At 41.6% G+C, this 26,305-nt stretch carries 16 protein-coding genes, 1 rRNA gene and 5 pseudogenes; 7 read left to right on the forward strand and 15 right to left on the reverse strand.

The genetic code is table 11. The annotated features are described in order from the left end of the window. Positions 1-41: 41 nt before the first annotated feature. Positions 42-1,536 (reverse strand): 16S ribosomal RNA (locus QUD05_RS11745). Between the two features lie 315 nt (positions 1,537-1,851). Between QUD05_RS11745 and QUD05_RS11750 the strand changes: the two are divergent. Beyond that, positions 1,852-1,941 (forward strand): annotated as a pseudogene (locus QUD05_RS11750) (carboxylating nicotinate-nucleotide diphosphorylase); the annotation flags it as partial. 162 nt (positions 1,942-2,103) lie between these two features. Here the strand turns inward: QUD05_RS11750 and QUD05_RS11755 are convergent. Beyond that, positions 2,104-2,241: pseudogene (locus QUD05_RS11755) on the reverse strand (transposase); the annotation flags it as partial. Between the two features lie 200 nt (positions 2,242-2,441). Here QUD05_RS11755 and QUD05_RS11760 point away from each other — a divergent pair. Further along, a pseudogene (locus QUD05_RS11760) lies at positions 2,442-2,864 on the forward strand (DUF4277 domain-containing protein); the annotation flags it as partial. Positions 2,865-3,139: 275 nt separating this feature from the next. Beyond that, a pseudogene (locus QUD05_RS11765) lies at positions 3,140-3,433 on the forward strand (IS1634 family transposase); the annotation flags it as partial. Positions 3,434-3,600: 167 nt separating this feature from the next. Here QUD05_RS11765 and QUD05_RS11770 read toward each other — a convergent pair. Further along, positions 3,601-4,248 carry a hypothetical protein gene (locus QUD05_RS11770; protein ID WP_289796203.1) on the reverse strand — a complete coding sequence of 216 codons (648 nt, stop codon included), beginning with the start codon at positions 4,246-4,248 and terminating at the stop codon, positions 3,601-3,603. Positions 4,249-4,282: 34 nt separating this feature from the next. Between QUD05_RS11770 and QUD05_RS11775 the strand changes: the two are divergent. Then, positions 4,283-4,522, forward strand: a pseudogene (locus tag QUD05_RS11775) (hypothetical protein); the annotation flags it as partial. A gap of 278 nt (positions 4,523-4,800) precedes the next feature. On the opposite strand, the gene uvrA reads toward QUD05_RS11775, so the two are convergent. Beyond that, positions 4,801-7,689, reverse strand: a complete 2,889-nt coding sequence (gene uvrA / locus QUD05_RS11780; protein WP_289796204.1) for an excinuclease ABC subunit UvrA — start codon at positions 7,687-7,689, stop codon at positions 4,801-4,803. A gap of 182 nt (positions 7,690-7,871) precedes the next feature. Here uvrA and QUD05_RS11785 point away from each other — a divergent pair, with 182 nt between their 5' ends. Continuing rightward, positions 7,872-8,618, forward strand: a complete 747-nt coding sequence (locus QUD05_RS11785) for a Uma2 family endonuclease (RefSeq protein ID WP_289796205.1) — start codon at positions 7,872-7,874, stop codon at positions 8,616-8,618. Between the two features lie 63 nt (positions 8,619-8,681). Next, positions 8,682-9,431, forward strand: a complete 750-nt coding sequence (locus tag QUD05_RS11790; RefSeq protein WP_289796206.1) for a Uma2 family endonuclease — start codon at positions 8,682-8,684, stop codon at positions 9,429-9,431. 365 nt (positions 9,432-9,796) lie between these two features. Here QUD05_RS11790 and QUD05_RS34015 read toward each other — a convergent pair whose 3' ends face one another. The 11 genes from QUD05_RS34015 to cas3 all read right to left on the reverse strand — a co-directional run bounded on the left by QUD05_RS34015 (position 9,797) and on the right by cas3 (position 25,075). Next, positions 9,797-11,116: a WD40 repeat domain-containing protein gene (locus QUD05_RS34015; protein ID WP_354666176.1), complete on the reverse strand. Its 1,320-nt coding sequence runs from the start codon at positions 11,114-11,116 to the stop codon at positions 9,797-9,799. Beyond that, entirely contained in the window at positions 11,055-13,466 is a 2,412-nt protein-coding gene (locus QUD05_RS11795; protein ID WP_354666125.1) for an AAA-like domain-containing protein, read from the reverse strand. Before QUD05_RS11795 ends, QUD05_RS34015 begins: the two co-directional genes overlap by 62 nt. 359 nt (positions 13,467-13,825) lie before the next feature. After that, positions 13,826-15,220 (reverse strand): IS4 family transposase, encoded by a 1,395-nt coding sequence (locus tag QUD05_RS11800; protein ID WP_289794868.1) that lies wholly within the window; start codon positions 15,218-15,220, stop codon positions 13,826-13,828. 181 nt (positions 15,221-15,401) lie between these two features. Next, a complete protein-coding gene (gene cas4 / locus QUD05_RS11805; RefSeq protein ID WP_289796207.1) occupies positions 15,402-15,995 on the reverse strand; it encodes a CRISPR-associated protein Cas4 in 594 nt (197 codons plus the stop codon). 31 nt (positions 15,996-16,026) lie between these two features. Next, positions 16,027-16,863: a CRISPR-associated endoribonuclease Cas6 gene (gene cas6, locus QUD05_RS11810; protein WP_289796208.1), complete on the reverse strand. Its 837-nt coding sequence runs from the start codon at positions 16,861-16,863 to the stop codon at positions 16,027-16,029. Then, the gene (locus QUD05_RS11815) at positions 16,853-17,473 is read right to left on the reverse strand and encodes a 2OG-Fe(II) oxygenase (RefSeq protein ID WP_289796209.1); all 621 of its coding nucleotides are present in this window, start codon (positions 17,471-17,473) and stop codon (positions 16,853-16,855) included. The genes cas6 and QUD05_RS11815 overlap by 11 nt, the downstream gene beginning before the upstream one ends. Before the next feature lie 109 nt (positions 17,474-17,582). Further along, complete coding sequence (cas5d, locus tag QUD05_RS11820; RefSeq protein ID WP_289796210.1) at positions 17,583-18,290, reverse strand: type I-D CRISPR-associated protein Cas5/Csc1; 708 nt, start codon at positions 18,288-18,290, stop codon at positions 17,583-17,585. Between the two features lie 5 nt (positions 18,291-18,295). Beyond that, positions 18,296-19,330, reverse strand: a complete 1,035-nt coding sequence (cas7d, locus tag QUD05_RS11825; RefSeq protein ID WP_289796211.1) for a type I-D CRISPR-associated protein Cas7/Csc2 — start codon at positions 19,328-19,330, stop codon at positions 18,296-18,298. A gap of 43 nt (positions 19,331-19,373) precedes the next feature. Beyond that, a complete protein-coding gene (gene cas10d, locus QUD05_RS11830; RefSeq protein WP_289796212.1) occupies positions 19,374-22,670 on the reverse strand; it encodes a type I-D CRISPR-associated protein Cas10d/Csc3 in 3,297 nt (1,098 codons plus the stop codon). 2 nt (positions 22,671-22,672) lie between these two features. Then, positions 22,673-22,909, reverse strand: coding sequence for a DUF433 domain-containing protein (locus QUD05_RS11835; RefSeq protein WP_289796213.1), 237 nt, complete (start codon positions 22,907-22,909; stop codon positions 22,673-22,675). 33 nt (positions 22,910-22,942) lie between these two features. Then, positions 22,943-25,075 (reverse strand): type I-D CRISPR-associated helicase Cas3', encoded by a 2,133-nt coding sequence (gene cas3 / locus QUD05_RS11840; RefSeq protein WP_289796214.1) that lies wholly within the window; start codon positions 25,073-25,075, stop codon positions 22,943-22,945. Between the two features lie 322 nt (positions 25,076-25,397). Between cas3 and QUD05_RS11845 the strand changes: the two genes are divergently transcribed. Beyond that, positions 25,398-26,261, forward strand: coding sequence for a WYL domain-containing protein (locus QUD05_RS11845; protein ID WP_289796215.1), 864 nt, complete (start codon positions 25,398-25,400; stop codon positions 26,259-26,261). The last annotated feature ends 44 nt before the right edge of the window (positions 26,262-26,305 follow it).

Raw genomic sequence — 26,305 nt, forward strand, 5'->3', positions numbered from 1 at the left:
CTGTTTGCTTTTCGATATCTAAGGGGTGTAGGTCTCCCTCAAAAGGAGGTGATCCAGCCACACCTTCCGGTACGGCTACCTTGTTACGACTTCACCCCAGTCACCAGTCCTGCCTTAGGCATCCTCCTCCACGAATGGTTGGAGTAATGACTTCGGGCACTACCAGCTTCCATGGTGTGACGGGCGGTGTGTACAAGGCCTCGGGAACGAATTCACTGCAGTATGCTGACCTGCAATTACTAGCGATTCCTCCTTCACGCAGGCGAGTTGCAGCCTGCGATCTGAACTGAGCTCCGGTTTACGGGATTTGCTTGCATTCGCATGCTTGCTGCCCTCTGTCCGGAGCATTGTAGTACGTGTGTAGCCCAAGGCGTAAGGGGCATGCTGACTTGACGTCATCCCCACCTTCCTCCGGTTTGTCACCTAAGACAGTCTCTCTAGAGTGCCCAACTTAATGCTGGCAACTAAAAACGAGGGTTGCGCTCGTTGCGGGACTTAACCCAACATCTCACGACACGAGCTCGACGACAGCCATGCACCACCTGTGTTCGCGCTCCCGAAGGCACTCTTCTCTTTCAAGAAGATTCGCGACATGTCAAGCCTTGGTAAGGTTCTTCGCGTTGCATCGAATTAAACCACATACTCCACCGCTTGTGCGGGCCCCCGTCAATTCCTTTGAGTTTCACCGTTGCTAGCGTACTCCCCAGGCGGGATACTTAACGCGTTAGCTACGGCACGGCTCGGGTCGATACAAGCCACGCCTAGTATCCATCGTTTACGGCTAGGACTACTGGGGTATCTAATCCCATTCGCTCCCCTAGCTTTCGTCCCTCAGTGTCAGTTACGTGTCTAGCAGAGCGCCTTCGCCACTGGTGTTCTTCCTGATCTCTACGCATTTCACCGCTACACCAGGAATTCCCTCTGCCCCGAACGTACTCTAGCTATGTAGTTTCCACTGCTCTTATCTAGTTGAGCTAGACTCTTTAACAGCAGACTTACATTGCCACCTGCGGACGCTTTACGCCCAATCATTCCGGATAACGCTTGCATCCTCCGTATTACCGCGGCTGCTGGCACGGAGTTAGCCGATGCTTATTCCTCAGGTACCGTCATTGTGTTCTTCCCTGAGAAAAGAGGTTTACGACCCAAGAGCCTTCCTCCCTCACGCGGTATTGCTCCGTCAGGCTTTCGCCCATTGCGGAAAATTCCCCACTGCTGCCTCCCGTAGGAGTCTGGGCCGTGTCTCAGTCCCAGTGTGGCTGATCGTCCTCTCAGACCAGCTACTGATCGTCGCCTTGGGAGTCCATTACACTTCCAACTAGCTAATCAGACGCGAGCTCATCTTCAGGCAGCAAGCCTTTCACCTTTCGGCACATCCGGTATTAGCCACCGTTTCCAGTGGTTGTCCCAGACCTGAAGCCAGATTCTCACGCGTTACTCACCCGTCCGCCACTATGTCCGAAGACACCGTTCGACTTGCATGTGTTAAGCATACCGCCAGCGTTCATCCTGAGCCAGGATCAAACTCTCCGTTTTGTGGAAAGCTCTATAGCTCATTTAGCTGCTCTTTTTTAACTTCAGCTTAGTTATTTTTATTTGATTTGCTTGACGCAATACACTTGCTGTATAATCGCTTTCAAACTATAATATTTTCAAGGTTCGGTGTCCCTGTAAGCGTCGCTCTTTCGCGCTCCGCTTCAAGCACTTATTCAATATAGCGAACCTATCTCCTTGTGTCAACTATTTTTCCCAAAATAACTTTGGACGGCTTCTGCATCACTATCAAATCCTTGAAGAATAAGGGTTTTGGGCTATAGTATTCCTGGAAGTCTCTTTGGAAACAATAAATTTGTGAGCTATTCTGCTGTTTTGCCGCCAAGGCTAGTTTTAGATCCACTCTTGCGTACCTGGTTGTTGGAGGATATTGGCCGAGGCGACCGCTTTGCCGGAGCGTAAATTATTACGCCTTATGTTGAGATGGGGTAGCAAAAAAGAAAGGGAAATCACAAGATAAAGGTAACGACACCAAAGCTTGAGGTCTCCCAATGAATATGGTAGACGGTTCAACCCTGTTGACCACAATTTTTGTGCTAGGGCGTGTCATCAGTTAAGCCAAATCACAGTAGCAGCAAGATAAATTGCACCGAGAAAATTGACCTTGCGTTTGTCATAACGGGTGGCAATCGCTCTGTACTGCTTGAGTCGGGCAAAGAAGTTCTCAATTAAATGCCGGGCTTTGTACCCCACATTCCGCACCTAAAACTGGCACACAGAGAAAGCAGTAAGTAAATCAATAATACTGGTAAAAATTGAGACAATAAAAACTGAAAAGTAAAGTTAATAGCCAGAATCAGGGTAGAAGTCAAAAAATAAATAAAATTAGCACATCAAAAGCTCCCATCATGAAAAGCTAGAAATAGTTGATGAAATGTGGTGTGAAAATGAATTCGCCCTTGAGTATTGAAGTAAAAAATCTAAATCACCTGGGAATAGTAGCAGGAATAATCGATGAAATAGGGCTGGTAGCTCAAATAAATAAAATACTTGGACAGCACCCACAAGAAAAGGTGAGTGCGGGTCAAGCGGTCAAAGCAATGATACTAAACGGGTTAGGTTTTGTATCAGGAACGTTATATATGTTTCCTAAATATATGGATACCTATGCCTGTGAACACTTGATAGGAGAAGGAGTATTACCAGAACATTTAAATGATGATAGGTTAGGAAGAGTATTAGACCAATTATATTTAAAAGGTTTAAGTGGAATCTTCACTTTAATAGCGTTAGCAGCAGTAAAAAAATATGGAGTGGATTTATCATCGCTACACTTGGATTCAAGTTCACTGCACCTACACGGAGAATATAAAACTGGTTTGCCCGAAGTAGCCTTTGAAAGAAATACTCCCGCAGAGAATGAAGAATTTGCTTGCCATCGAGATGCGAAAAAAGCTGCATTATATTTATCAGAGCAATTAAAGTATAGCAGTTGCCAAAGCCGTTAGGACAGTTTGCGGGAAACGCGTCTTCAACAGCGTACTTTGTGATTTTATTGCTGTCCTAAGCTCCCTGTCCGTTGCTATATCATCGGTTGACGGAAATTAAAATATCTAAAAAACAGCTAAAGCCTCAGATTAAGGGCAAAAACAGGGAGCGGATTGAAGCTTTATCTATGATTATGGGGTTATGTTTGCTAGTTTATACTTTAGGGCAACGACAGCTACGTGAAAGTTTATTAGCTCAAAACCAAGCAATAAAAAATCAATTAGGTAAACTGACACCCCGCCCCACTCTCAGGTGGATATTTCAATGTTTTCAAGGTATCCATGTATTAATTGCCAATGGGGTTTCACAAATCTCCAACCTCTCTGATCAAAGATTATGGGTATTACAATTTTTTCCTAGTGCTTGTCGTCGTTACTATTTATTAGTTTGATTAACATTTTACTCAAGCTTTCTTTTTATCAACTTTTTTGAGTTACTTACCCTAACTTCAGTAGCTCTACTTTTTTATGCAGTATTTTTTCCACTGGTTCCTTTTTTTACATACTCTGGCTTAATTTTTTACCTGCCATTCCTCCAGTTTTAGTCTTGAATCAAAAACTAGCTCCAAAATTCCTTGCCATTTCTTTTGTGACAGTTCCGGGTGCGGAATGTGGGATCTAAACCAACCTCAGAAAGAATGATTTGTACTGTCAGGACACCAAGACCGTCAACACGCGTAAAATCTACTCCGCTCATGCGGTAAAGATGAGTACGCAAATCAAAGTTAGGCTCATTACCTTGAGGTTTGTGGCGAATATGCTTGGGTGGAGAAAGGGGCAACTGCGAAATATCAATTTTGTCGTTAAATTGACTCAGGCAATCCTCAATCTGGCGGTCACATTCAGCGATTTGGGATTGGTAGACATCATAGAGATGTAGCTCTTGTTGCAAGACAAACAAATGTTCTTTTCGATAATCACCATTAAGCGCAGCTGCAATCTCTGCTTCACTACGTTTGACACGGTGATGTTTTTTGGCTGCAAGTATTTGTGGGTCATGTTCACCAGCAACAATCGCTCGTATGATTGCCATACCTGTAGTGCCTGTAATATCACTGACTGCTTGATGCAGTTGTATGTTCATTTGAGTTAAAGCTTTTTGCATCCGTTGGATATGAACACTGGCACTTCTGATGAGACTATCACGTTGGCGGATATAGCTACGTAAAATACAAATTTCATCTTCTGGACGAAAAGAACCTGACAACAATCCATAACTGTGCAACTGTTGCAGCCATTGGCAATGTGTATTTGTGCATACTGCTATTACTGCCAGGTATACAGATATTCATGCAGCAATCTCTGTACCCATTATTCAGCAAGAAATTGAAGAAATCGGTGTGCGTAAAGGTTGGCGTGTAGTGCGCTGTAACCGCGATTCTTTCTTTGATGTGATTGAGTTTTGGGTAGAAAATAGGTTAATGATTGAATTTCTAACACCAGAAATGGCATCTCAATATTTGAAATTTGCTACCCAGTAAGAAAATCTGAAATATTTTTTGGCAGAACCAGCTTTAGCTACAACTTGATGAACGTTTATTGCAATCCTATTTTAATTGTAAGAATTGCAAACCGCAGATCCTCAACTTCTCAAATAAGTTGGGGATTTTGTCGCCTATAAGTTACTCAAAGACAAGCTGAGGCTTTGGGAAAGTTTGTTCATGTTGATGTAAGTTTGTTTATTTTAGAATCAGCGATCGCTTTTATTTGCACCTACCCTGTGGTAAGCTTTTTCGCGTCTATGACTGAGACAAAAACTCTACTTCTTCATCGCCGGATACTGTTTCAACACCTGCTGTAAATATTGCCCAGTATAAGACCTGGGATTTTTTGCAACTTCCTCCGGTGTACCCACAGCAATCAATTCTCCACCTTTGTCGCCACCTTCTGGCCCCAAATCTATCACCCAATCAGAACAACGAATTACATCTAAGTTGTGTTCAATTACTAATATTGAATTACCTTTATCTACCAATCGTTGCAACACATCTAACAATTTGTGAACATCGTAAAAAGATAACCCTGTTGTCGGTTCATCTATTAAATAAAGTGTCTTACCTGTGGCGCGTCGAGATAGTTCGGTTGCTAATTTTACCCGTTGCGCTTCACCACCAGATAAGGTAGTCGCAGGTTGTCCTAGTTGGACATAACCTAACCCGACATCAAATAAAGTTTGCAAACGCGCGATCGCTTTAGGTATATTCTGGAAAAAGTCTAAACTCTCCTCTACTGTCATTCTTAGGACATCAGAGATAGACTTATCTTTATACTTCACCTGCAAAGTTTCGCGGTTGTATCTTGCACCTTTACAAATTTCGCATTGCACGTAAACATCAGGGAGAAAGTTCATTTCAATAACATTCACACCCTGGCCGCTACAAGCTTCGCAACGTCCACCTTTAACGTTGAAGGAAAATTGTCCGGGTTTGTAACCCCTAGCTTTGGCTTCTACTGTTTGGGAAAATACATCCCGAATGGCATCGAAAATTCCTGTGTAAGTTGCAGGGTTAGAACGTGGTGTGCGTCCGATGGGAGATTGATCGATAACGATCGCTTTATCAATCGCGTTTAATCCCTGAATTTTATCCAAATGTCTCGGTAAGGGAACTTTCTTAGTTAAATGGTGTTGCAGAGATGGGTACAGTAATTCGTTAATCAGCGTAGATTTACCAGAACCAGACACACCTGTGATGGAAACAAGTTTACCTAGCGGAATGTCTACATCTATATTTCTTAAATTGTTGCGATGGGCATTTTTAATTCCCAAACTGCGCCCGTTTCCTTCTCGGCGTTCTGCTGGCGTGGTAATTACTCGCCTTCCTGATAAATATGCACCCGTCAAAGAATCTTCTGCTGCTAATAATGCCTGAAAATCACCTTGGGCGATAATATTTCCGCCGTGAATTCCTGCACCAGGGCCGATATCAACTATATAGTTGGCTGCACGAATTGTTTCTTCATCGTGTTCAACGACAATTAATGTATTACCCAAATCACGCAATTTCGTTAAGGTTTTCAGCAATCTGCCATTATCTCGTTGATGCAAACCAATACTCGGTTCATCTAAAACGTAGAGAACTCCTGTTAATCCAGAACCAATTTGCGTTGCTAGACGAATTCGTTGGGCTTCACCACCGGAAAGAGTCATAGCGGGACGGTCAAGGGTGAGGTAATCTAAACCTACATCTAACAAAAATTGCAATCTGGCTTTGATTTCTCGGAGAACTAAATCAGCAATTTGTAACTGGCGATCGCTCAACTTAAATTGCTCAATTCTCTCCCGACAATCTCGAATCGATACGGTAGTCAATTCTAAAATTCCATATTGTCCCAACTTCACCGCCAAGGCTTCCGGTTTTAATCGTTTTCCTTTACAAACTTCGCACGGTTGATCAATTAAATACTGCTCTAATTTTTGCTTAACTAATTCAGAACCACCTTCATACTGCCGTTGTAAAATTGGAATAGCACCTTTAAAACTCTGCTTTCTTTGTGCTTCTGCGGCTCGTTCATCTTTCTCCCCAAACAAAATAATTTGCTGTTGTTCTTCTGTCAGCTTGCTCCAATTTGTTTGTAACTCAAACCCATAAATCTGTCCGACGCTATAGAGTAATTCTAAGTAATAAGAATTATCTTTTTCTGACCAAGGCGCGATCGCAGCATAAACTGGTGCTTCCCAGTCGGGTACTATCAAGTCTGGCGCAAATCTCCTTAAAGTCCCGATGCCGTGACAGTGCGGACAAGCACCATAAGGTGAATTAAAGGAGAACAATCGCGGCGATAGTTCCTCCATTACCGCGCCATGTTCTGGACAGGCAAAGTTTTCCGAAAATACTAATTCTTCTTCTTTTTCTTGTCCGTCGTCACCAAGTAGACTCACCAGAATGGCTGCAATACCACCCGATTGCTTGAGACACGTAGACAGAGAATCAACCAAACGCTCCTGAATATCAGCCTTTTTCACCAAGCGGTCAATTACCACTTCGATGGTGTGGGTAAAGTTTTTATCCAATTCAATGGAATCTGACAGTTCGCGGATCTCGCCATTGATCCGCACGCGGACAAAACCTTGAGAAGCAAGACTTGACAAAAGCTTACGGTGTGTGCCTTTTTTACCCCTGACAACGGGTGCAAGAATTTGGAAGCGGGTGCGATCTGGTAATTCCATAATGCGATCGCACATCTCATCGATTGTCTGGGGTGCAATACAGCGATCGCATATCGGACAATGGGGTTCGCCAGCCCGACCAAACAGCAGCCGCAAATAGTCGTAAATCTCTGTCACCGTACCGACAGTGGAACGCGGGTTATGAGAGGTTGACTTTTGGTCAATAGAAATTGCTGGACTTAAGCCTTCAATCGCTTCTACATCCGGCTTATCCAGTTGTCCGAGAAATTGGCGTGCGTAAGCGCTGAGGGATTCTACGTAACGACGTTGCCCTTCAGCGAAAATGGTATCAAAGGCTAGGGAAGACTTACCAGAACCAGAAACGCCAGTGAATACGATTAGGCGATCGCGTGGCAATTCCAAGTCAATATTTTTCAGATTATGCTGCCTAGCACCCCGAATCCGAATGGTATTCTGGCTGTTGTGGCTGGGGTACGGAAGATGTCCATTCAAGGATGCTGCTAGCTGTTGGTCTGACATATTGGGCGGCGAAGAAGGAGTTTCTTATGAAACAGTCCTTAATAATACTATCTTTAATTAGTTTATAGTAGAACAATCGTACTGTTTTAGTTACTTATCCTTCCAGATTCATGGCGCAGACATCCTTAAGAGTCTGCTAATTTGGAAGCATCCCGATTAAATATCCTTCTGAGGGCGAAGCTATGGTATCGCAAATCCAACCGCCGACGCAGCCAGAGGTCATCTACCCAGATAGTGACGGACAACCAGTCGCTAATAATACCATACAGTTTAGCTGGATTGTGGCAATTAAGCAGAATATCGAGTGGCTATTTGCTAACGATCCAAATGTATTTGTTGCGGGGGATTTGTTTTGGTATCCGGTAGAGGGACGTAACAAAATTGTTAACGCCCCAGATGTGATGGTGGTATTGGGTAGACCAAAAGGCGTAGGCGTAGCCCGTCGTAGACATCGCTTGTGCTACCAACAATGGAAAGAAGAGGGAATTGCACCGCAAGTGGTGTTTGAAATTCTTTCTCCCAGCAACACCCAAACTGAAATGGACAAAAAATTACTTTTCTACGATCGCTATGGGGTGGAAGAATACTACATTTATGATCCCGATCGCAATAATTTGCGTGGATGGTTGCGTAGCGAAGACGGTTTAGATGTCATCCCCCAAATGGAAGATTGGGTGAGTCCCCGTTTAAAAGTTCGCTTTGCTCCATCACCAGAGGGTTTGCAGTTATATCGTCCTGATGGAGAAAGGTTTTTGAGTTATACAGACATTTCTCGCAACGCCGAACAAGAACGACAACGAGCTGAACTTGCAGAACAAACCAGAAGAGATGCCATACCCCGATTATTGCAAATGGATTTGAGCATCGAACAGATTGCCCAAGCTTTGGGATTGTCAGTGGAAGAAGTACGAACCTTTGCTCAGGAGTAACGCCGTGTGCAATCTTTTAATCGGGCTATTAGAAATTGAATTTGTACTTGAAATATTCTGATTATGCTAGCCAATGCAGCCACTCATAATGTCACCTGGGAAAAGTTACCTGATGATTTTGTTTTAGACAACGAACCAGTGGATAACATTAATCAGCCACTCTTGGCTGCTGCTTTAACAGAAAGCTTGGAACTTGCTGGCAGATTACCCACCGATGCTTTAACCATCACTAATTACGGTATCTGCGCCACTTTGAATAATCGATTTGTCGTCAAAGCACCAGATTGGGGTTATGTAGCATCTATTAGAGTCTCACGAGAAGAAGTGAAGCGCAGTTATACGCCACGACTTCAAGGTGATATTCCGGTAATTGTGATGGAATTTCTCTCAGATACCGAAGGTGGAGAGTATTCGAGTAAACCGACCTATCCCCCTGGTAAATGGTTTTATTATGAGCAGATTTTACAAGTGCCAAACTATGCCATTTTTGAACCAGATGGTGGAGTCTTAGAAGTTTATCGGCGAGATGATTTAGGAAATTATGAACTGCAAACACCGGATGCAAGCGATCGTTACTGGATTGCCGAAATGAACTTGTTTTTAGGCGTATGGCAAGGAAGCCGAGAAAATCGCACAAGTTATTGGTTACGTTGGTGGGATGACAACGGCGAACTATTACTATGGGGTTTGGAGTTAGCAGCAAAAGAACGGCAAGAGAAAAACGCCGCTCAACAGCTTGCAGAACAAGAACGCCAGCGTGCAGAGAGATTAGCAGCCCAGTTAAAAGCTCTGGGAGTCGAACCGGAGGTTTAACTCGGAACTTCGACCTTTTTGCTCGGTCATTCGTGTTCGGAACTTGGAACTTCCACCTTTTTGCTCGGTCATTCGTGTTCGGAACTCGGAACTTCCACCTTTTTACTCGGTCATTTGTGTTCGGAACTCGAAACTTCCACCTTTTTGCTCGGCAATTCGTGTTCGGAACTCGAAACTTCCACCTTTTTGCTCGGCAATTCGTGTTCGGAACTCAAAACGCCGAGTTTATAACTGCGTAGGCGTAGCCCGTCGTAGACATCGCATCTTTAATTTACCAAGTGATCGCTCTTTTTGAATATTAAAGGGCGATCGCTCCCTCATCCCCCGGTTGGTGAGCGAAGTCGAACCACATCTCCCTCATCTCCCTACCGCCCCGAACACACTTTAGGCGCATCAGGATGGCTAGCCAAATAACCTTTAAGCCAACTACAACCCTGCGCTAATAAATCATCAAGATCCAGATTCCACAATTTGATGGTGTCGTCAAAACTAGCGGAAGCTAAAGTTTTGCCATCCGGGCTGAAGACCACGCTGTTGACCGAACTGCTATGTCCAGTCAGGGTGGAAATTTCTTTACCTGTGTCCCGATTCCACAATTTGATGGTGTCGTCATCACTTGCGGAAGCTAAAGTTTTGCCATCCGGGCTGAAGACCACGCTGTTGACCGAACTGCTATGCCCAGTCAGGGTGGAAATTTCTTTGCCTGTGTCCCGATTCCACAATTTGATCGTGTCGTCATCACTTGCGGAAGCTAAAGTTTTGCCATCCGGGCTGAAGACCACGCTGAAGACCAAACTACTATGCCCTCTCAGGGTGGAAATTTCTTTGCCTGTGTCCCGATTCCACAATTTGATGGTGTCGTCACCACTGGCGGAAGCTAAAGTTTTGCCATCCGGGCTGAAGACCACGCTGAAGACCAAACTACTATGCCCTCTCAGGGTGGAAATTTCTTTGCCTGTGTCCCGATTCCACAATTTGATCGTCTTGTCAAAACTGGCGGAAGCTAAAGTTTTGCCATCTGGGCTGAAGACCACGCTGATGAACCCATTACTATGCCCACTAAGGGTGGAAATTTCTTTGCCCGTCTCCCGATTCCACAATTTGATGGTGTCGTCACCACTTGCGAAAGCTAAAGTTTTGCCATCTGGGCTGAAGACGACGCTGGAGTCCCACTTGCTATGCCCACTAAGGGTGGAAATTTCTTTGCCCGTCTCCCGATTCCACAATTTGATGGTGTCGTCAAGACTAGCGGAAGCTAAAGTTTTGCCATCCGGGCTGAAGACGACGCTGTTGACCCCATCACTATGCCCAGTCAGGGTGGAAATTTCTTTGCCCGTGTCTCTATTCCACAATTTTATCGTCTTGTCAAAACTGGCGGAAGCTAAAGTTTTGCCATCCGGGCTGAAGACGACCCTCTTGACCGAACTACTATGCCCTCTCAGGGTGGAAATTTCTTTGCCCGTGTCTCTATTCCACAATTTTATCGTCTTGTCATCACTAGCGGAAGCTAAAGTTTTGCCATCTGGGCTGAAGACGACGCTGATGACCGAATCGCTATGCCCACTTAAAGTGGCAATTTCTTTGCCCGTGTCTCTACTCCACAATTTTATCGTCTTGTCAAGACTAGCGGAAGCTAAAGTTTTGCCATCCGAGCTCGAAGACCACGCTGATGAGCGAACTACTATGCCCTCTCAGGGTGGAAATTTCTTTGCCTGTGTCTCTATTCCACAATTTTATCGTCTTGTCATCACTAGCGGAAGCTAAAGTTTTGCCATCCGGGCTGAAGACGACGCTGTTGACCCCATCACTATGCCCTCTCAGGGTGGAAATTTCTTTGCCTGTGTCTCTATTCCACAATTTGATCGTATTGTCATCACTAGCGGAAGCTAAAGTTTTGCCATCCGGACTGAAGACGACGCTGTTGACTCCATCACTATGCCCTTCCAGACGATTTTGCTCACGAATATTAGATAAAATTCTCTGTAAACTAAACAAAGGACTGTATGCTGGATAATTTGCTAAAGATTGTTTATCCTTGACCAGACTTTTCAATGTTCCTGCCGTCTGCATTGCTAACAGCAGACCATCTATTTCCCTTGTTTCCCTTAAATCACCAAATACTCGCAAGGCATTTGTTCCGTCTTGTTCCAATCGCGTAGCCGTTAAAGCAATTGTGCGCGCATAAACTGCCGTCTTCAGAGCAATTTGCACCTGCTTTTGTTCTTGCCTTGCCCGATTTAAATCTGCAACAGCTTTTTGACGCTGCTGTTGTGCCTCTTGCCTTTGTTGAATTGCTTGGTTTGCCTGTACTTCAGCTTGACTAGCTTTTGCGCTAGCTGCTGCCACTTTGTTTTCGGCTAATTTCAGGTTTTGCTGTGCCTGATTAACTTTGGCATTTGCTGTATTTAGTTTTGAAGTTGCATTACTAAGATTCTGTTTTACCTGTACCGCTTGTTCAGATATCCGTTTATTTTCAGATGATATACGCTGATTCTCTTTCTTGGTTGCTGCGGTTTCTGTCCTCGCATTTTTTAAATCTTTCTGTGCGTTATTTGTTTCTGCCTTAGCTGATTGTGCTACTGCAATAGCATTCTTGGATACCTCAAGACTTTTTTGAGTAATTATAAATAATGCTACTGCCCCCACCACAGCAAAACCTAACACTAAAGAACCAATACGAATCCTTTGATTAGCTTTGTGGTTCGCCTTTGCTAAAACTTCCTTTGCCTGTTCCTCTGCCTCCAGCCTTTTCTGCACATCACGCTTTTCTAACTCCTGGCTAGCAGCGAAAAACTGATAGTCCAAATCACTTAAACTTTTACCGACTGCCCATTCTTGAGCATCTTGCAAAGTCTGTCCCCGCAACAAGCGCGACTCATCTTGACGTTCAGACTCAACCCAAGCGTTCAATGTATCGGAGTACGGGCGCAAGTTTGCTAAAATCTTGTCGCACCATTCTTGCTTAAACACCTCTGCATAAATTCGGTTATAAATTTGCAGCTTCCCGTCCCGCTTCACCACCAAACCCGTCAGCCGCAGTTCCGTTTGTTCAGGACTATCATCAGTTGCTATCTCTCCCTGCTGCAAAATCTGCTGATACAACCCCAACAATCGCCCAGTCTTCTGTTCCCCACTCTGCAAAATTCTGTCTCGAATCGTCTTCAAATGCTCCGGCTCATCTTGCGTCTCCCAATTCTCAATAATTTCCTCGCGTACCAACTCTTCCACCCAGTCTTTATCCTCTAGTCCCCAATTCCTCGTCTCCAGCCCCCCCTGCACCAGCAATTTACAAACTTTTTGCGTCAAAAACGGCTGTCCTCCCGTCCAGTTCAGCACTACTTGCATCAACTCTTGAGAATCACCCACTTCAGCCAAACCCCGCGCCAAGGGTTGCGCCTCTTGGAGTTGAAAGCCAGTTAAATCAATTGCCTGTCCAATATTAAAAGGTGTCCGGCGTTTATCTTGAATCAAATCTGAAGGTGTAGATACGCCAATCAAAGCAAAGGTGAGGCGATTATATTCAGGATAGTCTGCTCGTCGGTTGTAGCAATCGCGGATAACTGCAAAAAAGTCATCTAAGTTGAATGAAAGACTCAGAATGCTGTCAATTTCATCAATAAAAATAACAATCTTTTCAGTAATTGTTTTTAGTAAAACCGTTTCAATAAACTTGCTCAAATGCTGTACTGGTGAAAGCAACCCGTTATCAGTCCACCAAGTATCTAAATCAAAAGTTGTATAAATATTCAAACTTCCCACCAGAGTATCAATCACCCCGGCATACCACTGTTCTGGCGTAATATCTGCCGTCCCAATAGCTGTAAAATCAACAACAGCACAAGCAAATCCCTCTGTTTGCAACTGCTGCATTACCCGCACCCGTAAGCTAGATTTCCCCATCTGCCGGGAATTGAGTACATAACAAAAATCCCCAGCTTTCAAGCCTTCATAGAGGTCATGGTCAGCTTGCCGTCTAACATAAGTTGGTGCATTTTGAGGCAGACTACCACCGACTTGATATTGATACTGGGTCATAAACAATTAAAAATTAAAAATTAAAAATTAAAAATTATGAAATAGCGCGATGTGCAACTTATTCTTGAAACCCCTCTCCAAACCTCTCCCCGAAACGGAGAGAGGCTTTGATTCTTGCTCCCCATGTTAGTAGGGAAGCAGGGTGGTTTCATACAAGCAGAGAAAAACTAAAACTGGGTTTGAACTTTATTTAGTTAAAGTCTTTCCCTCTCCGATTCGGAGAGGGACGGTTTTACGCAGTAAAGCCAGGGAGAGGTCACAATTACGAATTACTAATTAAACTAGCTAAATGTTTTAAGACTTTTACGACAGCATATAAGTCATCCCCACGATTAAGCGCTTGTCATTACCAACATCTTTTAAACTGACTGGGTGATAAAATCAGCAGCCCAACACATATCCTGTAATCGCAACCAGCCTCGCCATAAGGTCTGCCAACCAGGTAGACCATCGGATTTGCGGCCAAGAAAACCACCCAAACGAGCGATCGCTAAAAAGAATTCACCCAAAGTCAACTCACAATTTGTCAACCCAAGACGAGCAACTAAGACTTTTAACATAATTGTAGGTATGTACTCGTGTGCCTTCAGTTGGGAATTGCTGCGACTAAGTTGGCGTAACTGTAATAATCTGACTGAAACTATAGCAAAAAAGCCAAGTAACCTTACCAGTGATGAAGCTGACTCCAATTGACGTTTTTCTACAGCACAACCAGTTTTGAGACACTTATGATACTCTTCAATTAACCAACGTGTAGCATACCAATCTAGTTGCATGAGGGCATCCTCACGAGCATTTACAGCAACAGTGGTAAATAGAATCCATTCTAAATCTCCTTCTGGTTCCCAACAACGAATACACCAACCATCTATTAGCTGTTGTTTTCTTTCACAGCCAATTGCTGGGGGTTGAATTGTCAATTGAGACCAAGCTACTTGTAAGTTAACTTGACGTTTGGGTTCTCCGTTGCGCCCACGCAAAACAACAGTTTTCTCCGCCATTGGTTGTAAAGAACGAGCAAATGCCTTGAGATACCCTTTGGTGGCATCAGGTTTAGTAATCACTCGGTTTTGAGTGACTCGTACTAAGCAGTGCCAGTACAAAGCTTTGGCTCGTCGAAGGTAAGAAAAAATATCACTCCCCCTGTCTCCGACACTTACCCAAATTGACCCAGTTTGTGGTGTTGGTGCAGTGCCGATGGATTCCACCATCTCTGCCCAAATTTCCCCTTCACCATCTGTTCTCAATAGTTCTGGTAGCGCTTCCACCAACGTGTTGTCATTGTCCTTTTTTTGACTACGCAGCCAAGGTATTTGTCCTGCCAATCCCAAAATTTGTGGATTCAAAGGTAACGGTACTACTGCTAAACACGTGTGTAGCATCATTCCTCTACCTTTGCCATCTCCAATATGCCCTAATCCCTTAACTTGCCGATGATGAGTATAATCTAGTTCTGTTGTGTCTTGGATGAATAAAACAACATTGGATTTTATTTCAGTTGCGCTTTGTTTCGTCTCCGTGATGTGAGGTTGAATTAATGCCTTATGAGTTACATCGTCTTCCGCAAATAATCGGTACGCAGCACGAATTTCATTCCAGCCTTGCATCATATCTGGTAAACTCCCTTGCGGGTTGGCAGCTATGGCTGCACCGATAGCGATCGCTCTTTGCGTACGACGAGTATCCCCTAATTCGGCATCTCCCCATTGCTCAACTGCCCAAGCATTGAGGTCTGTGAAATTTTTCAACTTCATACTCTGACTCTATTACATCCCTACCTCACTTTAAAAGATGTTGGTAATGACAAGGTGTTTGGGGAGGGCTTATCTTCCTCCTTTACCCCCTTTTTAAGGGGATCGCCACAGGCGGGGGGATCTTATTTGAACAGTCTTGAAAGTTAATATGTCCTCAAGCAAGAATTTACCAGAGTATGATTTAATTGACTTCTTGATAAATTTTGACTTTATCAGTTGCTTTGGGCAAACATTGCGAATAAAGACTGCATCCTTTGCAACGTTTGCTGTAAAATGGTTTTGGCATTGTTCCTGTTTCTAGGAGATTTATGACAGATTGAATAGTTGCGATCGCACTCTTTCTCAACTCTTGATTAATCTCTACTAATTGCCGTTGATGCGAGTGGGCATAATAGATATATCCAGTGTTAACTGGTTCTCCTGTCATCTCTTCTAAACATAAGGCTTGGGCACAAACTTGCAACTCATCGTTATCCCATTCGCCTTTGCGTCCTCGTTTATATTCCACTGGGTAAACTTGACCAGATTCGGCTTCAATTAAATCAGATTTCCCGATGAGTTTATATTGCTCCGACTTCAGCCAAATTGCCCGAACTTGCCAAGTTTCTCCTCGCTGTATATCGCTTGTGGTGTGGACGCGATCGTGTAAAGTTGTGCCTTCAATTGTGTATTGATTATCAGTAAACTCCCCTGCACAAAACATCCGCCAACAGCGATGCGGACAATAGGCATATTGATTCAATGCCGCAATAGAAACATATTCAGTTTGATTCATAACTTAGGTGGTTTTTAAATTATTATTAGAATTATGGAGAATATAGCCGCCGTGTCATTCCCATACCCATTGTTGTTTTACGACCAATTCCTGCATACAAAGCAAAGTCAGCTAAAGCGTTAATCTGTTTAATTTGTATTGGTTCAATTTCTCCCAATATCTTGTAATTAACTTCGCCAATAATGCCGATAAATTTGCTGCGTGAGTCGGTTACTATTTCTGTGTGAATATTGACAAAAGAAGGAAATATTGACTCAATTGCAATCTGAGTAAACTCTATGCCACTGTATTTATTCCACCGCGAAAGTAGGGAATTGAAAACAGATTCTCTGGTAGGAAGAGTAGTATCATACTGTCCTTGACGGAAGGCGGTAGGTGTGGAGAAGCTAAGGTTGATGGAAGAATTGCGCTCACTGGCTTCTTCGTATAATTGAGCGTAAGTATTGGCATTTGCCCAAGGTTGAATAGATTGGGGTGTGCCTTGAATGCTGGTAATATACAAGTCAGCCGGGCCAAGATGCCAAGGGCGATTGGGATTAAGATTTAGCCAGAGTTGGGTAAGTTTGCTAAATAGAGTGTCATCTAATAAGGAGATGCGCCACCAACAAGGAGTTCCGGCGGGAATGGGTTGTTGATGTGAGTATTGCAATTTAGATCCCCCACTACCCCCCTTCAAAAGGGGGGAGTTAGTTTGCAGGGGAGAGAGAGTGAAAGCTTTGTCTGCGGTGGAATCGTGCAAGCGATCGCCTAATGTGCTATCTACAGAACTAACAAGGGTTAAAAATAGGGCGTGGAGATGTCTACCTGTAAGATACTGTGGTGGAATGGGCGATTGAGGTAGCAAATTCAACACTAAACTATGAGGCATACTTTCTCTTTTTGGTTGTAGACTGAGTGATTCTTGACTCTACAGTAAACTCAGGGATTTCCTGAAGTTCAGCTTCACTCAAACTATACTGTTCACAAACGAGACTTAGGCGATTTCCTGGGGTTTTGACAGCGTTAACCGAATGGGTTAAATCACCTTGAAAATAAACTAAAGTATTGAATTGGGGCTTAATTTGCCCAAGTTGGCGTTTGTGCGATCGTAATACCAGTTCTCCCCCTTCCATATCTGCTGGTACGCGTACATAGAGAACACTGACAAGCGCAGGTGGTTCAATGGTTTTGGAGTAGGAACGTAAGGAGCGATCGATATGCGGATCGACGCGGGAGCCTTCTTTGAGTTGTAAAGGATTGAGGTAAAAAGCATTACAACTCGGCTGGAGAGCCAAATCGAGGTAAGGCTTGAAGTAGGGAAACTGCTGTTCTACTTTTGCTAATCCAGAACGCTGAAATACGACAGAAAATCCTTTCGTGGCGACAAAATCGCGGTTGAGGTTGTTGATAGCAAAGTAAGGACAAGCTTGGATTTCTCCCCACAAGTTGTTTAGGTAATCGCTGGGGAAAGCGTTGGTTTGTTGTTGATAGTGTTTCACTGGTGGGGAGCGTACAGAACTAACAGGGGCTAAAAATTGTAACGTAATTTGTGGCTGGACGCTAGAACCTGCGAAAAATAAAAAACGTGGTAAAGGTTTTAGGAAGTGATTAATTCCGAAAACGATATTCCATCCGAACTGGAATTTTTAAGTTTTGAATGCCATCAAATTGATAGTATTGACCTCGCATTTGGACATTCTGAATTAAACTAACTGGAGGCATATTCACAACATCATAGCTAATCACTTGATTAGTGAACATGACATCTAAAGGATTTAATGGATGTGTACAAGTGAATATACCCTCAGCAATTTTAGGTTTCGGTAATTTTTCAACCGTCACTTCAGCCTTACTCATCCATTTACCCAAGCGAATCCACTTTGGTAGTTTGAGTTCTTTTTGGGAGATGACAAAAAACTCAAATAGACTTTCTGGTGCTATTTCTTTTGCTCTGCCAAAACTGGGGATATTTTTCTGTGTTTTCTCCATTTCAACGTGGTAGTTGTTGTTAGCATACTTCCAGGTGTTGAGGATGGAAGAATGATTAAGCGAGCGCGCCGGAGTTACGTAAATTTGCTGTTGATTGAGTGGCGTTAAATGCTCCTCATATTTTGGCACTTGTTCAGGACAAAAATAGCGATAAGAATGTTCTTCAGCAACGGTAGTAGAGTAGATTTGGCTATCAACTAATCCCAACGCATAACAAAGAGCGTAATTGTGAATTATTGGCTCTGTTTCATACAATCGCCCGATTTCACGAGTTGCGTAATAGAGGCTGTCATGAAGTTCTATTTGACAACGGTAAATAATTGCCATATTGCTTACTCCGTGACAGCAGCAGCTTTCTTATTATTCTTGGTATCTTTCTTAGGGTCTTTCTTACCTGATTTAAGAACCCATGTTTGAGCATAAATAGATGATTCAGCATTTGCTTGATTCAACATTTCTTGCAATCGAGTTTCATCACTGGTAATAGACTTAACTTCACTCAAAAGTTGTGTGAAGGATGCACCAAAAAAATCAGTATGAGAAATACACTCTTGAGACATTAGAGCAGTAATTGCTTGTGTAGCCGCCTCTAAAACCTCGTCTTCATTGAGCGGATCGGGAGGATTAATTTGCTTTGGAGTTGCATTACTCATTACGTCATATATCTTTTGAGTCCAAAGAAGATTACTAACAATCTCACCATCAGCGAAAATGACTCCAACTAACTCATTACGTACTCTACCAGTACGGGTAGTCTGCGCTCCATAATGGCGTGTTCTGAGAATATTATTGAAAACGTAGAGAAATCCAGCTTCAGTGGGATCTTTCAGCGTGACAATACTGGGGAAAAAAACTTGAGGTAAGATATGATCTTGACTATTAATACGGCTGGTTACTTCCCCTTGACGGCTCATAGTTCCATTTTCAAAAGGTGCATTGAGGGTAAAGTTAAGGTGAGAATCATCAAAGGGTGTAATAGAGTACGCTGTGTCTACAACTACTTTTGACTTTTCAGAACCAGAATCACCAATAGCAAAACCATAGAGAATACAATCAGGAGTAGTTTTGCTGAAATCTACGTTGTAGTCGCATTTTTCAGCATCACCAATTTTGTAGTTACGTAGTAATTCTCTACCCGTTAAACGTTCTGGTGTAGACTGCTTGCGCTTAAACATTGCCAAACGACTAATAGGTTCTTTGTTTTCAATTCCAGCACGTACTCTGACTTTATTGAGTTCACCATCTGTCTGGAATAAAGGGTAAGATTCTGTAACACGAATAGTAATGAAATGAACATATTTCCCCATTGGTTTAGCAGGGATTACATCGTGGAAAAATTTAGAATCGAGTGTTTTCAAGAATTTCATGGTTTGATTGCTCCGATTTAGTTAGTTGGAAAAGAAGTATAAATTAGACTGATGTTTCAAGTTCTAATTCAGGAATATCATCAGGTTCCTCTTGTGGACGTGCTTTACGTTCTTCATCATCTGCTAGGCGATAAAGGTATTCACAGGTATCTCTAATTAAATTGAGTTGAGTACCTGCTAAACGTGCGCGATCGCTTTTAAAGCTTCCCTCAAATATTTCTTTTACAAAATACTTAGAAAACTCATAGACTGCTTGACGTTCTTCTTCGGAAGTTAATGCAGTCCTCCACTTTCCATCAACTAAAGTTAATGTTGGTTTTCCTTCAGCCGCTTTACGCCTCACATTATTCATCAGCTTGGCTAGACGAGCAGCTACCACATCTATTAAAGATTCAGTGTCACTAGCCATAGATTTATCAATTTTCAAAATTACATCAGCAGCCTCATCAATTGGTTTGAGAATTGCATTAGCTTTGGCATATTGACTTTTAGAACGATAAAAATGACGGTAGAGTTCTGTTAACTTACGCAGTTGATTCACAGCTTTTCCTTTTGGTTCAAAATAGTGATAAAAATCCAAGTATAGACGAACTTTAGCAAGAGGTATAGAATCTATTTTGTCTTGCTTCCGTAGCCATTTATTCAGGTAATGGAAGACATAAAGAGGACTGGTTTCTAAATCGCGTGCCAAATCTGCTAACTTTCCCCAATCTGGATCGCCATCCTTTTTACGGTTGACTTCTAAATGAATTGAGTAAGCCGCAGTCAGAGCATTGAGTGGAGAAAATTTACGCTTTTCTGAACTACGAGGTAGAATGCTATCTAAGCGATAGTTATCTTTTTGAATCAAAGAACGAATCGCTTGATGCTCTCCATCAATTAAAACTGTTTCTTCAAAATCAGCACCACTAATGAAAGGTGGTACAGGTGATTCTGATGCTACGACTTTCACATCTAGAACAAGCGGTAAAGCAAATGCTAACCAAGCTGGCATTATCCACGATTCTGTATCTGTTGGTTCTCTTCCTGGTGGTAAACCAATAAAGAAGAAAGTTAATGTTTCATCATCGGGATAGCTAATTTTAAATGTCTTATCATCTTCTGGTGGAATATCCTGCTTAATCAACAAATCATCGACTTGTTGATAGTTGTCAATTGTTAAATTTGCAACTTGTTCTTTGGAAACAAAATGTTTGCGAAGTTCAGTATCAAATCGAGTTTGAGATATAGCGTTATAAGCTTTTTGCAAAAACTTATTTGTTTCTGGAGTAAAGAAATAAGCAGGATAGAGATAGAGATAGCGATATTTACGAGCTTCAAAGTCTGCACCAGTAGCGTTAGTCTTACTCATCAAAATTTGCCTCAGCATGATTTCAATTGACCAAATTGAGCAAATTTGCCGCTTTGCAGCTTGAGCATTAAATAAAATTTGGCGATTGCTATAAACTTGTGGTGCAAATAACGTTGCTGACTCCATTTGCTCCATTACAGTGTAGGGAGAACTAGATATAGCACAAACATTTTCTCTACCTCTTCCTGTAACTTTTGCAGCCTTATACCTACTTATTTCTATTAAAAATTGGTCTGGCTTAGGTTCAACAACTGCACCTGTTGGTAAAGAAATAACTCGACTTACATAAGTGCGTAAATCACTCCAGCCATCAGGAATTGCAAAATCTTCTAAAATAGGTTCAATGAGGTTAGAAGTATAGTTAACCATACCTTTCATCAATTCAATATTTTGCGCTAAATTTTTACCTATATTTTTCTGGTAATATTTAGCCGATAAATAATACCAATCTAAAGGAACTCCTCCTGTTTTCTTGAGAGATTGAATTTGTCTTAAAGCTGGTATTTCCTCTGACAAACCTAAGTATTCAGCTAGTTTTTCAGTCAGATTTAAATCAGGAATATTTTTACGTTCAGCTTTATAAAATTGTTTTTGGTATTCATTTGCGCGTTCTTGCCATTTACCCCAAATACCTCGACATATAATATCTCCAAATTCAGCTAATCTATCAATCTGAATTTCATTACCAAATACAACATCTATATTTTGTGGTAATTCTCCTTGTGTTTGAAAAGTTTGTAAACTTTCACTCCGCTTACCAGATGAGGCTAATTTAGTATCAGGCAGTATACTGATGGCTGCATTAATGCTGACTTCCATTAACTCATTAGCGCGGAAAAATAACCAGTAATAATCAGCGAACTTGAAACCTTTACCATCTCGACTAAAACCTGTTTGTCGTTTTGTTAACTGCTTACTGCATAATGTTTTAATTTTATCTACAACCTGATTGGGAATATCAGCCGTATGAATTGCAGGTGCATCTTTACTGGCAAGGTATACTACACCATCTGGCAAATACAATAACTGTGTGTAGTATTGCTGAGGATGTGTATCCATCAAAGCATTATTAATAATATTCGTCAGAACACCACGATTGTCTGATAATGCATGATAGCTAAATGTTAACTGACCATTACTTAAGTCGTTTAATAACTCAGGTAATTTTTCATTTCTGCCATCACTTTCAACATCACGAGGATGCTTTAATAATGAAGCAAATAAATCAGACATTTTTAATAATCTGTGCAGTATATTCCGTACTCGACCATCTAAATTAGGACGCAAACCACGAATTTCTAAACCTCGATCAGCATCACTGCCATCACCAGCATTACTACTCAGCCACACAATATCATCGATACAATTTTCCCAACCTTCACCCAAAAAACTATCTAAACTAAAATCCTGAATTTTTTGTTTTACATACCCGCGTCTTAAATTTGGTGCATCTGATTTCTTTGCAGGGTCTTTACGCCAATCACGGGTTTTAAATACATGATCTGTGTCATTTTCTTTCAACCAAATTGGATAGTCAGGGAATTTTTCAAAGTCATGTAAAATATACGCAGCTACAAATAAACGAGTTTCCTTTTCTTCACATTGACGCTTAACAGGATTAGTTTCCAGTTCTGATGACTTTAATTTCTGAATAATCCGGTAGGTAGGGAACAAACCATTAAGCAGATGAGATAATAAAGATTGGTCATGCTTACTACGTTCAACATTTTTACCTTCGGATCTACGGTCTTCTGTGAATTGACCACCCTTAGCTGTTGCTCCCACTAATTGATGAATTAGTTTAGGTAACACATTCTCTGCAAAACTAATAATTATGGAATCTCCCTTATTCTCTGGTACTTCTTTAATTGCTTTTTTAAAGAGGCTAATAGTTAAAAGTTCGCGCTTTATAGGAGTATCTTTTTCGTCTTCCTCATAGTTATCTAGGTCTGGAATTTCAGGATATTCATCAACGTTACTCATACTCATTTCTATTCTCCATCTTCACTATATAAATCTTGAATTGTCTTAACAGCAAATGCAATATATGCTAAAATATCTTCTCGCTCTATACCTATATACGCCTCTAAAATGCTCTCAATACTTTCTCCACCAGCTAATAAATCTAAAATCAAAGAAACCCAAATACGATGTCCGCGAATGCAGGGTTTGCCAAAACAGATGTTTGGATCAATCGAAATTCGAGAAAGCAAATCATCTTCAAGCATTAGTATTCCCAAAATTTGATGTTATATAACTTTCTAACAAATCCAGCCATCATCCTTTTTCGACTTCTGAAACCAAAGTAAGGTTTCCAGCATTAGTGCAGATTTACCAAATGCTATAGTGTACGGTGGTGACTTCTTATCGTCGCTACTATATTTATCTGCTAAGGAGTATGCTTGAAAGTGGATAGGTAAACCTAACTTTGCTCTGAGGTAAGTGCGATCGCAATCTGAAAGAAAGCATACTAAACCCCTACCCGATACAGCATCACTTATTTTATTAATCCCGCTACCGTGGGGTTGGCGAATCTCTAAACCTTTTAGAACCTGTACTTTACCAGATTTGGCAATTTCGCTGATATCTTCTAGATAGTAAAATTTCCAGTCTTCTCTTACTTCTCGGTAGCCAGTCAGTTTCAAACAGCATAAAGCTTCTTGAAAACGAGTGGCTGTGACTCTAGATTTTTCAGCTTGTTGTATAAATTCCTTTCTATCCATCCATTCAAACTTAAAGTTGCTGAGAATACCCGGTAAGTTATAAATTTTAAAACGTTCATTTTCTGGTTCTTCTGGATTTGTTGAATCATAAATTGCACAATCTAACTGACTACTTCCACGAAAACTTCGTGCTTCATCAATGACTTTATTTTTCTTTTCTTGTAAACATTGATTAATTTGTCCATATTTTGTCCAAATATTTACATCAAGTGCTTTTTCAATAGTCTCTTTAAAGTTTTTCTCTGCATCGGGATATTGATGAGTCAGCCGTCTTAATTCTTGATGAACACAAGCTGATTGAATAGCACCCCAGCGTTTAGGATATTGCTTAAATTCATTCACAAATGGGTAACTTGAACGAATAACTTGTGTAAAGGTTACTCGGTCGTAAGTTTTGCCATCTTGCAAACAGTCTGAATCAGGTTTGAATAATGTTTGAACAATAAATTTGGGAATCAAAGCATAAGCATGATAAGGATGAGGGTGAAAATCTTTGTGTCTGCCTATCCGGCCAAAGCGTTGAATAAAATTACCTGCATCAGCACCTTCAAATACCAAAAAATTAATTCTAAAATCCACACCTACATCAATAGTTGATGTTCCTATAAGTAAATCGGCTTTCGCAACTGATTCAGCTTTTTCTGTCTCACCAGTTAAACCCGTATTTTCTCTAACCTCTAAGTCTAAAGATTTAAAAATATTTTTAAAATGCTTAACTAGTTTCTTAACCGCAGCAATTGAGTTGAGAATAATTGCGCCTTTACTACCTGGATAATCTTGAAAAAACTTTAAAATTACTGATTCGGAATTTTCTATTATCCAATCATAACTAGATGAAAAATTAGTTTCTAGTGTTTGCGGAAAAAATAAGGTTATTGGTTGACTAATCTGCCGCCATTGCGTGCCATTCTCTGAAAAACAATATTTTTCTTTTTTGGCTGGATTAATTTCTTTATAATTAATGCCAGATTTATCACAAAAATCTAGCAATAAATCATCTGGTGTTGCCGATAAAAACAAAAATTTCTTGCCTGGAACGGTATGCTTAATTAACAATATTGCATTGAAGATACTTGCAACTTGAGCCGAGGAAAATACATGAAACTCGTCAAATATAAACAAATTGTAGTTATCATCTATTTTACTGAATAGCTTATTGGCGTTTTCTCCCTTGGTTTTACCATCTTTTTTAAAACGCCTAAGATAGCGAAAATCATGAATATAGTAAAAAATATCGGGATTAGTCAGCAAAATTTCTGCTTGGTTGGAAAGATTAGTTAATCCAGACTGTTTAGTTGGTAATTTATTTGTTTCGATAAAATCTTCCAGAATAGCTGCATTCAGACGATAAATCTGTGGGTTTTTCTTTGGTTGAAATTCGTCCTTATATTTTTGTACTTGCTTTTCCTGATCTCTCGCTAACTCGTTAGTCGGGTAAGTTGCCATTGTGGACACACCATCTGTCATAGCCAGAAGAAAAGCAGCCAAGCTTTTACCATCCCCAGTTATAGCAGTGTTGAACACTATATCAATATTTGGATCGCGCAACGCCTCCAAAGTTTCTACTTGATGCCAAGAAAGAGACCAATCTTTAGGTAATTTCACCCCATCAGGTGTAGGGACGGTTTGAGAATAAACAGGTTTGAGATTTATGCTGTAATTTTCAGACATATCTTTGATAATTCCTTGTAAATGCTTGGTTTATCGGAAATTTTATGCAAAAAGAATGACAGACTTAGTAAATCTAATCAATTTCTGCCACCAATGGCGGCAGTTTTTATATATGTGCTAAGAAATACTACCCACAGATTTCTGCCACCAATGGTTGCAGTTTTTTAGATGGGTATAAAACATCTCCAGGCTATTTCTCGCACCAATGGTGCGAGTTTTTCACTTTGCTTAAAAACTGTCCGTAACTCGTTGTTATTCCCTATAATGCCATGCAAAATAGAAGTTGCCAAGATATATCCGTATAAAAGTGTCCGTATAAAATATGAGTCGAAAAGGTCAATCTATTACACTGTCGATATCAGAACACGATAAAGCCGAGCTAGAAGCGATCGCTCGTGAATTCGGTATGATGTGGGGAGAAGACCCTAACATCTCTAAGTTAATTAAAGCGATCGCTCAACGTAAGTTACTCATCGGTAACAATAACGATTGGAAAGAACCACGCATCAGGGCATTACATAGATGTATCAATGCTTTGACAGATATCGGGCAAATTGAACAAGCCCAAATCATTGCAAACTTACTTCTCGAACGCAGCGAATTATCATTACCGTTGCGGGGCGAAATCGAACGTTTATTAGAAAATTTGCCCCCAGCTTGGCGTTTAGAAATAGACCGCTATATCTTGCGCGAACAGCCCTTTCAGCTTTCCTATCAAGATGCAGCAGAACGTGTGTTTAATTTTACCGTTCGCCACGCCAAAGTTACACCCCACGAAAAGCGGGTATATCTTGATTGCTGGTGCGAAGAGACAGAAGGAAACTTTGATATCCCAGAACTGCTTCACAACTGGAGTTTACGATTAGACAGGATTACTGAAGCTGCTGTCATGCCAATTTCTGGTAATTGGCGAAGTTTGGCTGAGATAGAAGTGGAAATGCATCTATTTGCTGGCTTGGCTTTTGCCTATCAAGCTAAACCAGAAGACAATATTAATGAGTGGATACCAGATAAAGCGCGAGTCCGGCGAGTTGTTAGGCGAGTATCTAGTACATTTTGGTTTATGCGAGAAGTTATGCAATATGCGCCAGATTGTGTAGTGATATTACCAGAGAATGTCCGCGATCGCCTTAAACAAAAACTCCTCACCCTCTGCCAGTTATACGATATCGAAACCAGGAGTTGAGTCTTGACGAGGAGAGGGAAGCGGAAAAACTTTTGATTGCTGGA

The organism is Nostoc sp. GT001 (genome assembly GCF_030382115.1).
Classification (GTDB): domain Bacteria; phylum Cyanobacteriota; class Cyanobacteriia; order Cyanobacteriales; family Nostocaceae; genus Nostoc.

Bases quoted from the DNA above. Each gene is read 5' to 3' on its own strand.
- uvrA (WP_289796204.1), bottom strand. From the start codon at position 7,689: ATGTCAGACCAACAGCTAGCAGCATCCTTGAATGGACATCTTCCGTAC.
- QUD05_RS11785 (WP_289796205.1), top strand. From the start codon at position 7,872: ATGGTATCGCAAATCCAACCGCCGACGCAGCCAGAGGTCATCTACCCA.
- QUD05_RS11790 (WP_289796206.1), top strand. From the start codon at position 8,682: ATGCTAGCCAATGCAGCCACTCATAATGTCACCTGGGAAAAGTTACCT.
- QUD05_RS11795 (WP_354666125.1), bottom strand. From the start codon at position 13,466: ATGACCCAGTATCAATATCAAGTCGGTGGTAGTCTGCCTCAAAATGCA.
- QUD05_RS11800 (WP_289794868.1), bottom strand. From the start codon at position 15,220: ATGAAGTTGAAAAATTTCACAGACCTCAATGCTTGGGCAGTTGAGCAA.
- cas4 (WP_289796207.1), bottom strand. From the start codon at position 15,995: ATGAATCAAACTGAATATGTTTCTATTGCGGCATTGAATCAATATGCC.
- cas6 (WP_289796208.1), bottom strand. From the start codon at position 16,863: ATGCCTCATAGTTTAGTGTTGAATTTGCTACCTCAATCGCCCATTCCA.
- cas5d (WP_289796210.1), bottom strand. From the start codon at position 18,290: ATGGCAATTATTTACCGTTGTCAAATAGAACTTCATGACAGCCTCTAT.
- cas7d (WP_289796211.1), bottom strand. From the start codon at position 19,330: ATGAAATTCTTGAAAACACTCGATTCTAAATTTTTCCACGATGTAATC.
- cas10d (WP_289796212.1), bottom strand. From the start codon at position 22,670: ATGAGTATGAGTAACGTTGATGAATATCCTGAAATTCCAGACCTAGAT.
- QUD05_RS11835 (WP_289796213.1), bottom strand. From the start codon at position 22,909: ATGCTTGAAGATGATTTGCTTTCTCGAATTTCGATTGATCCAAACATC.
- cas3 (WP_289796214.1), bottom strand. From the start codon at position 25,075: ATGTCTGAAAATTACAGCATAAATCTCAAACCTGTTTATTCTCAAACC.
- QUD05_RS11845 (WP_289796215.1), top strand. From the start codon at position 25,398: ATGAGTCGAAAAGGTCAATCTATTACACTGTCGATATCAGAACACGAT.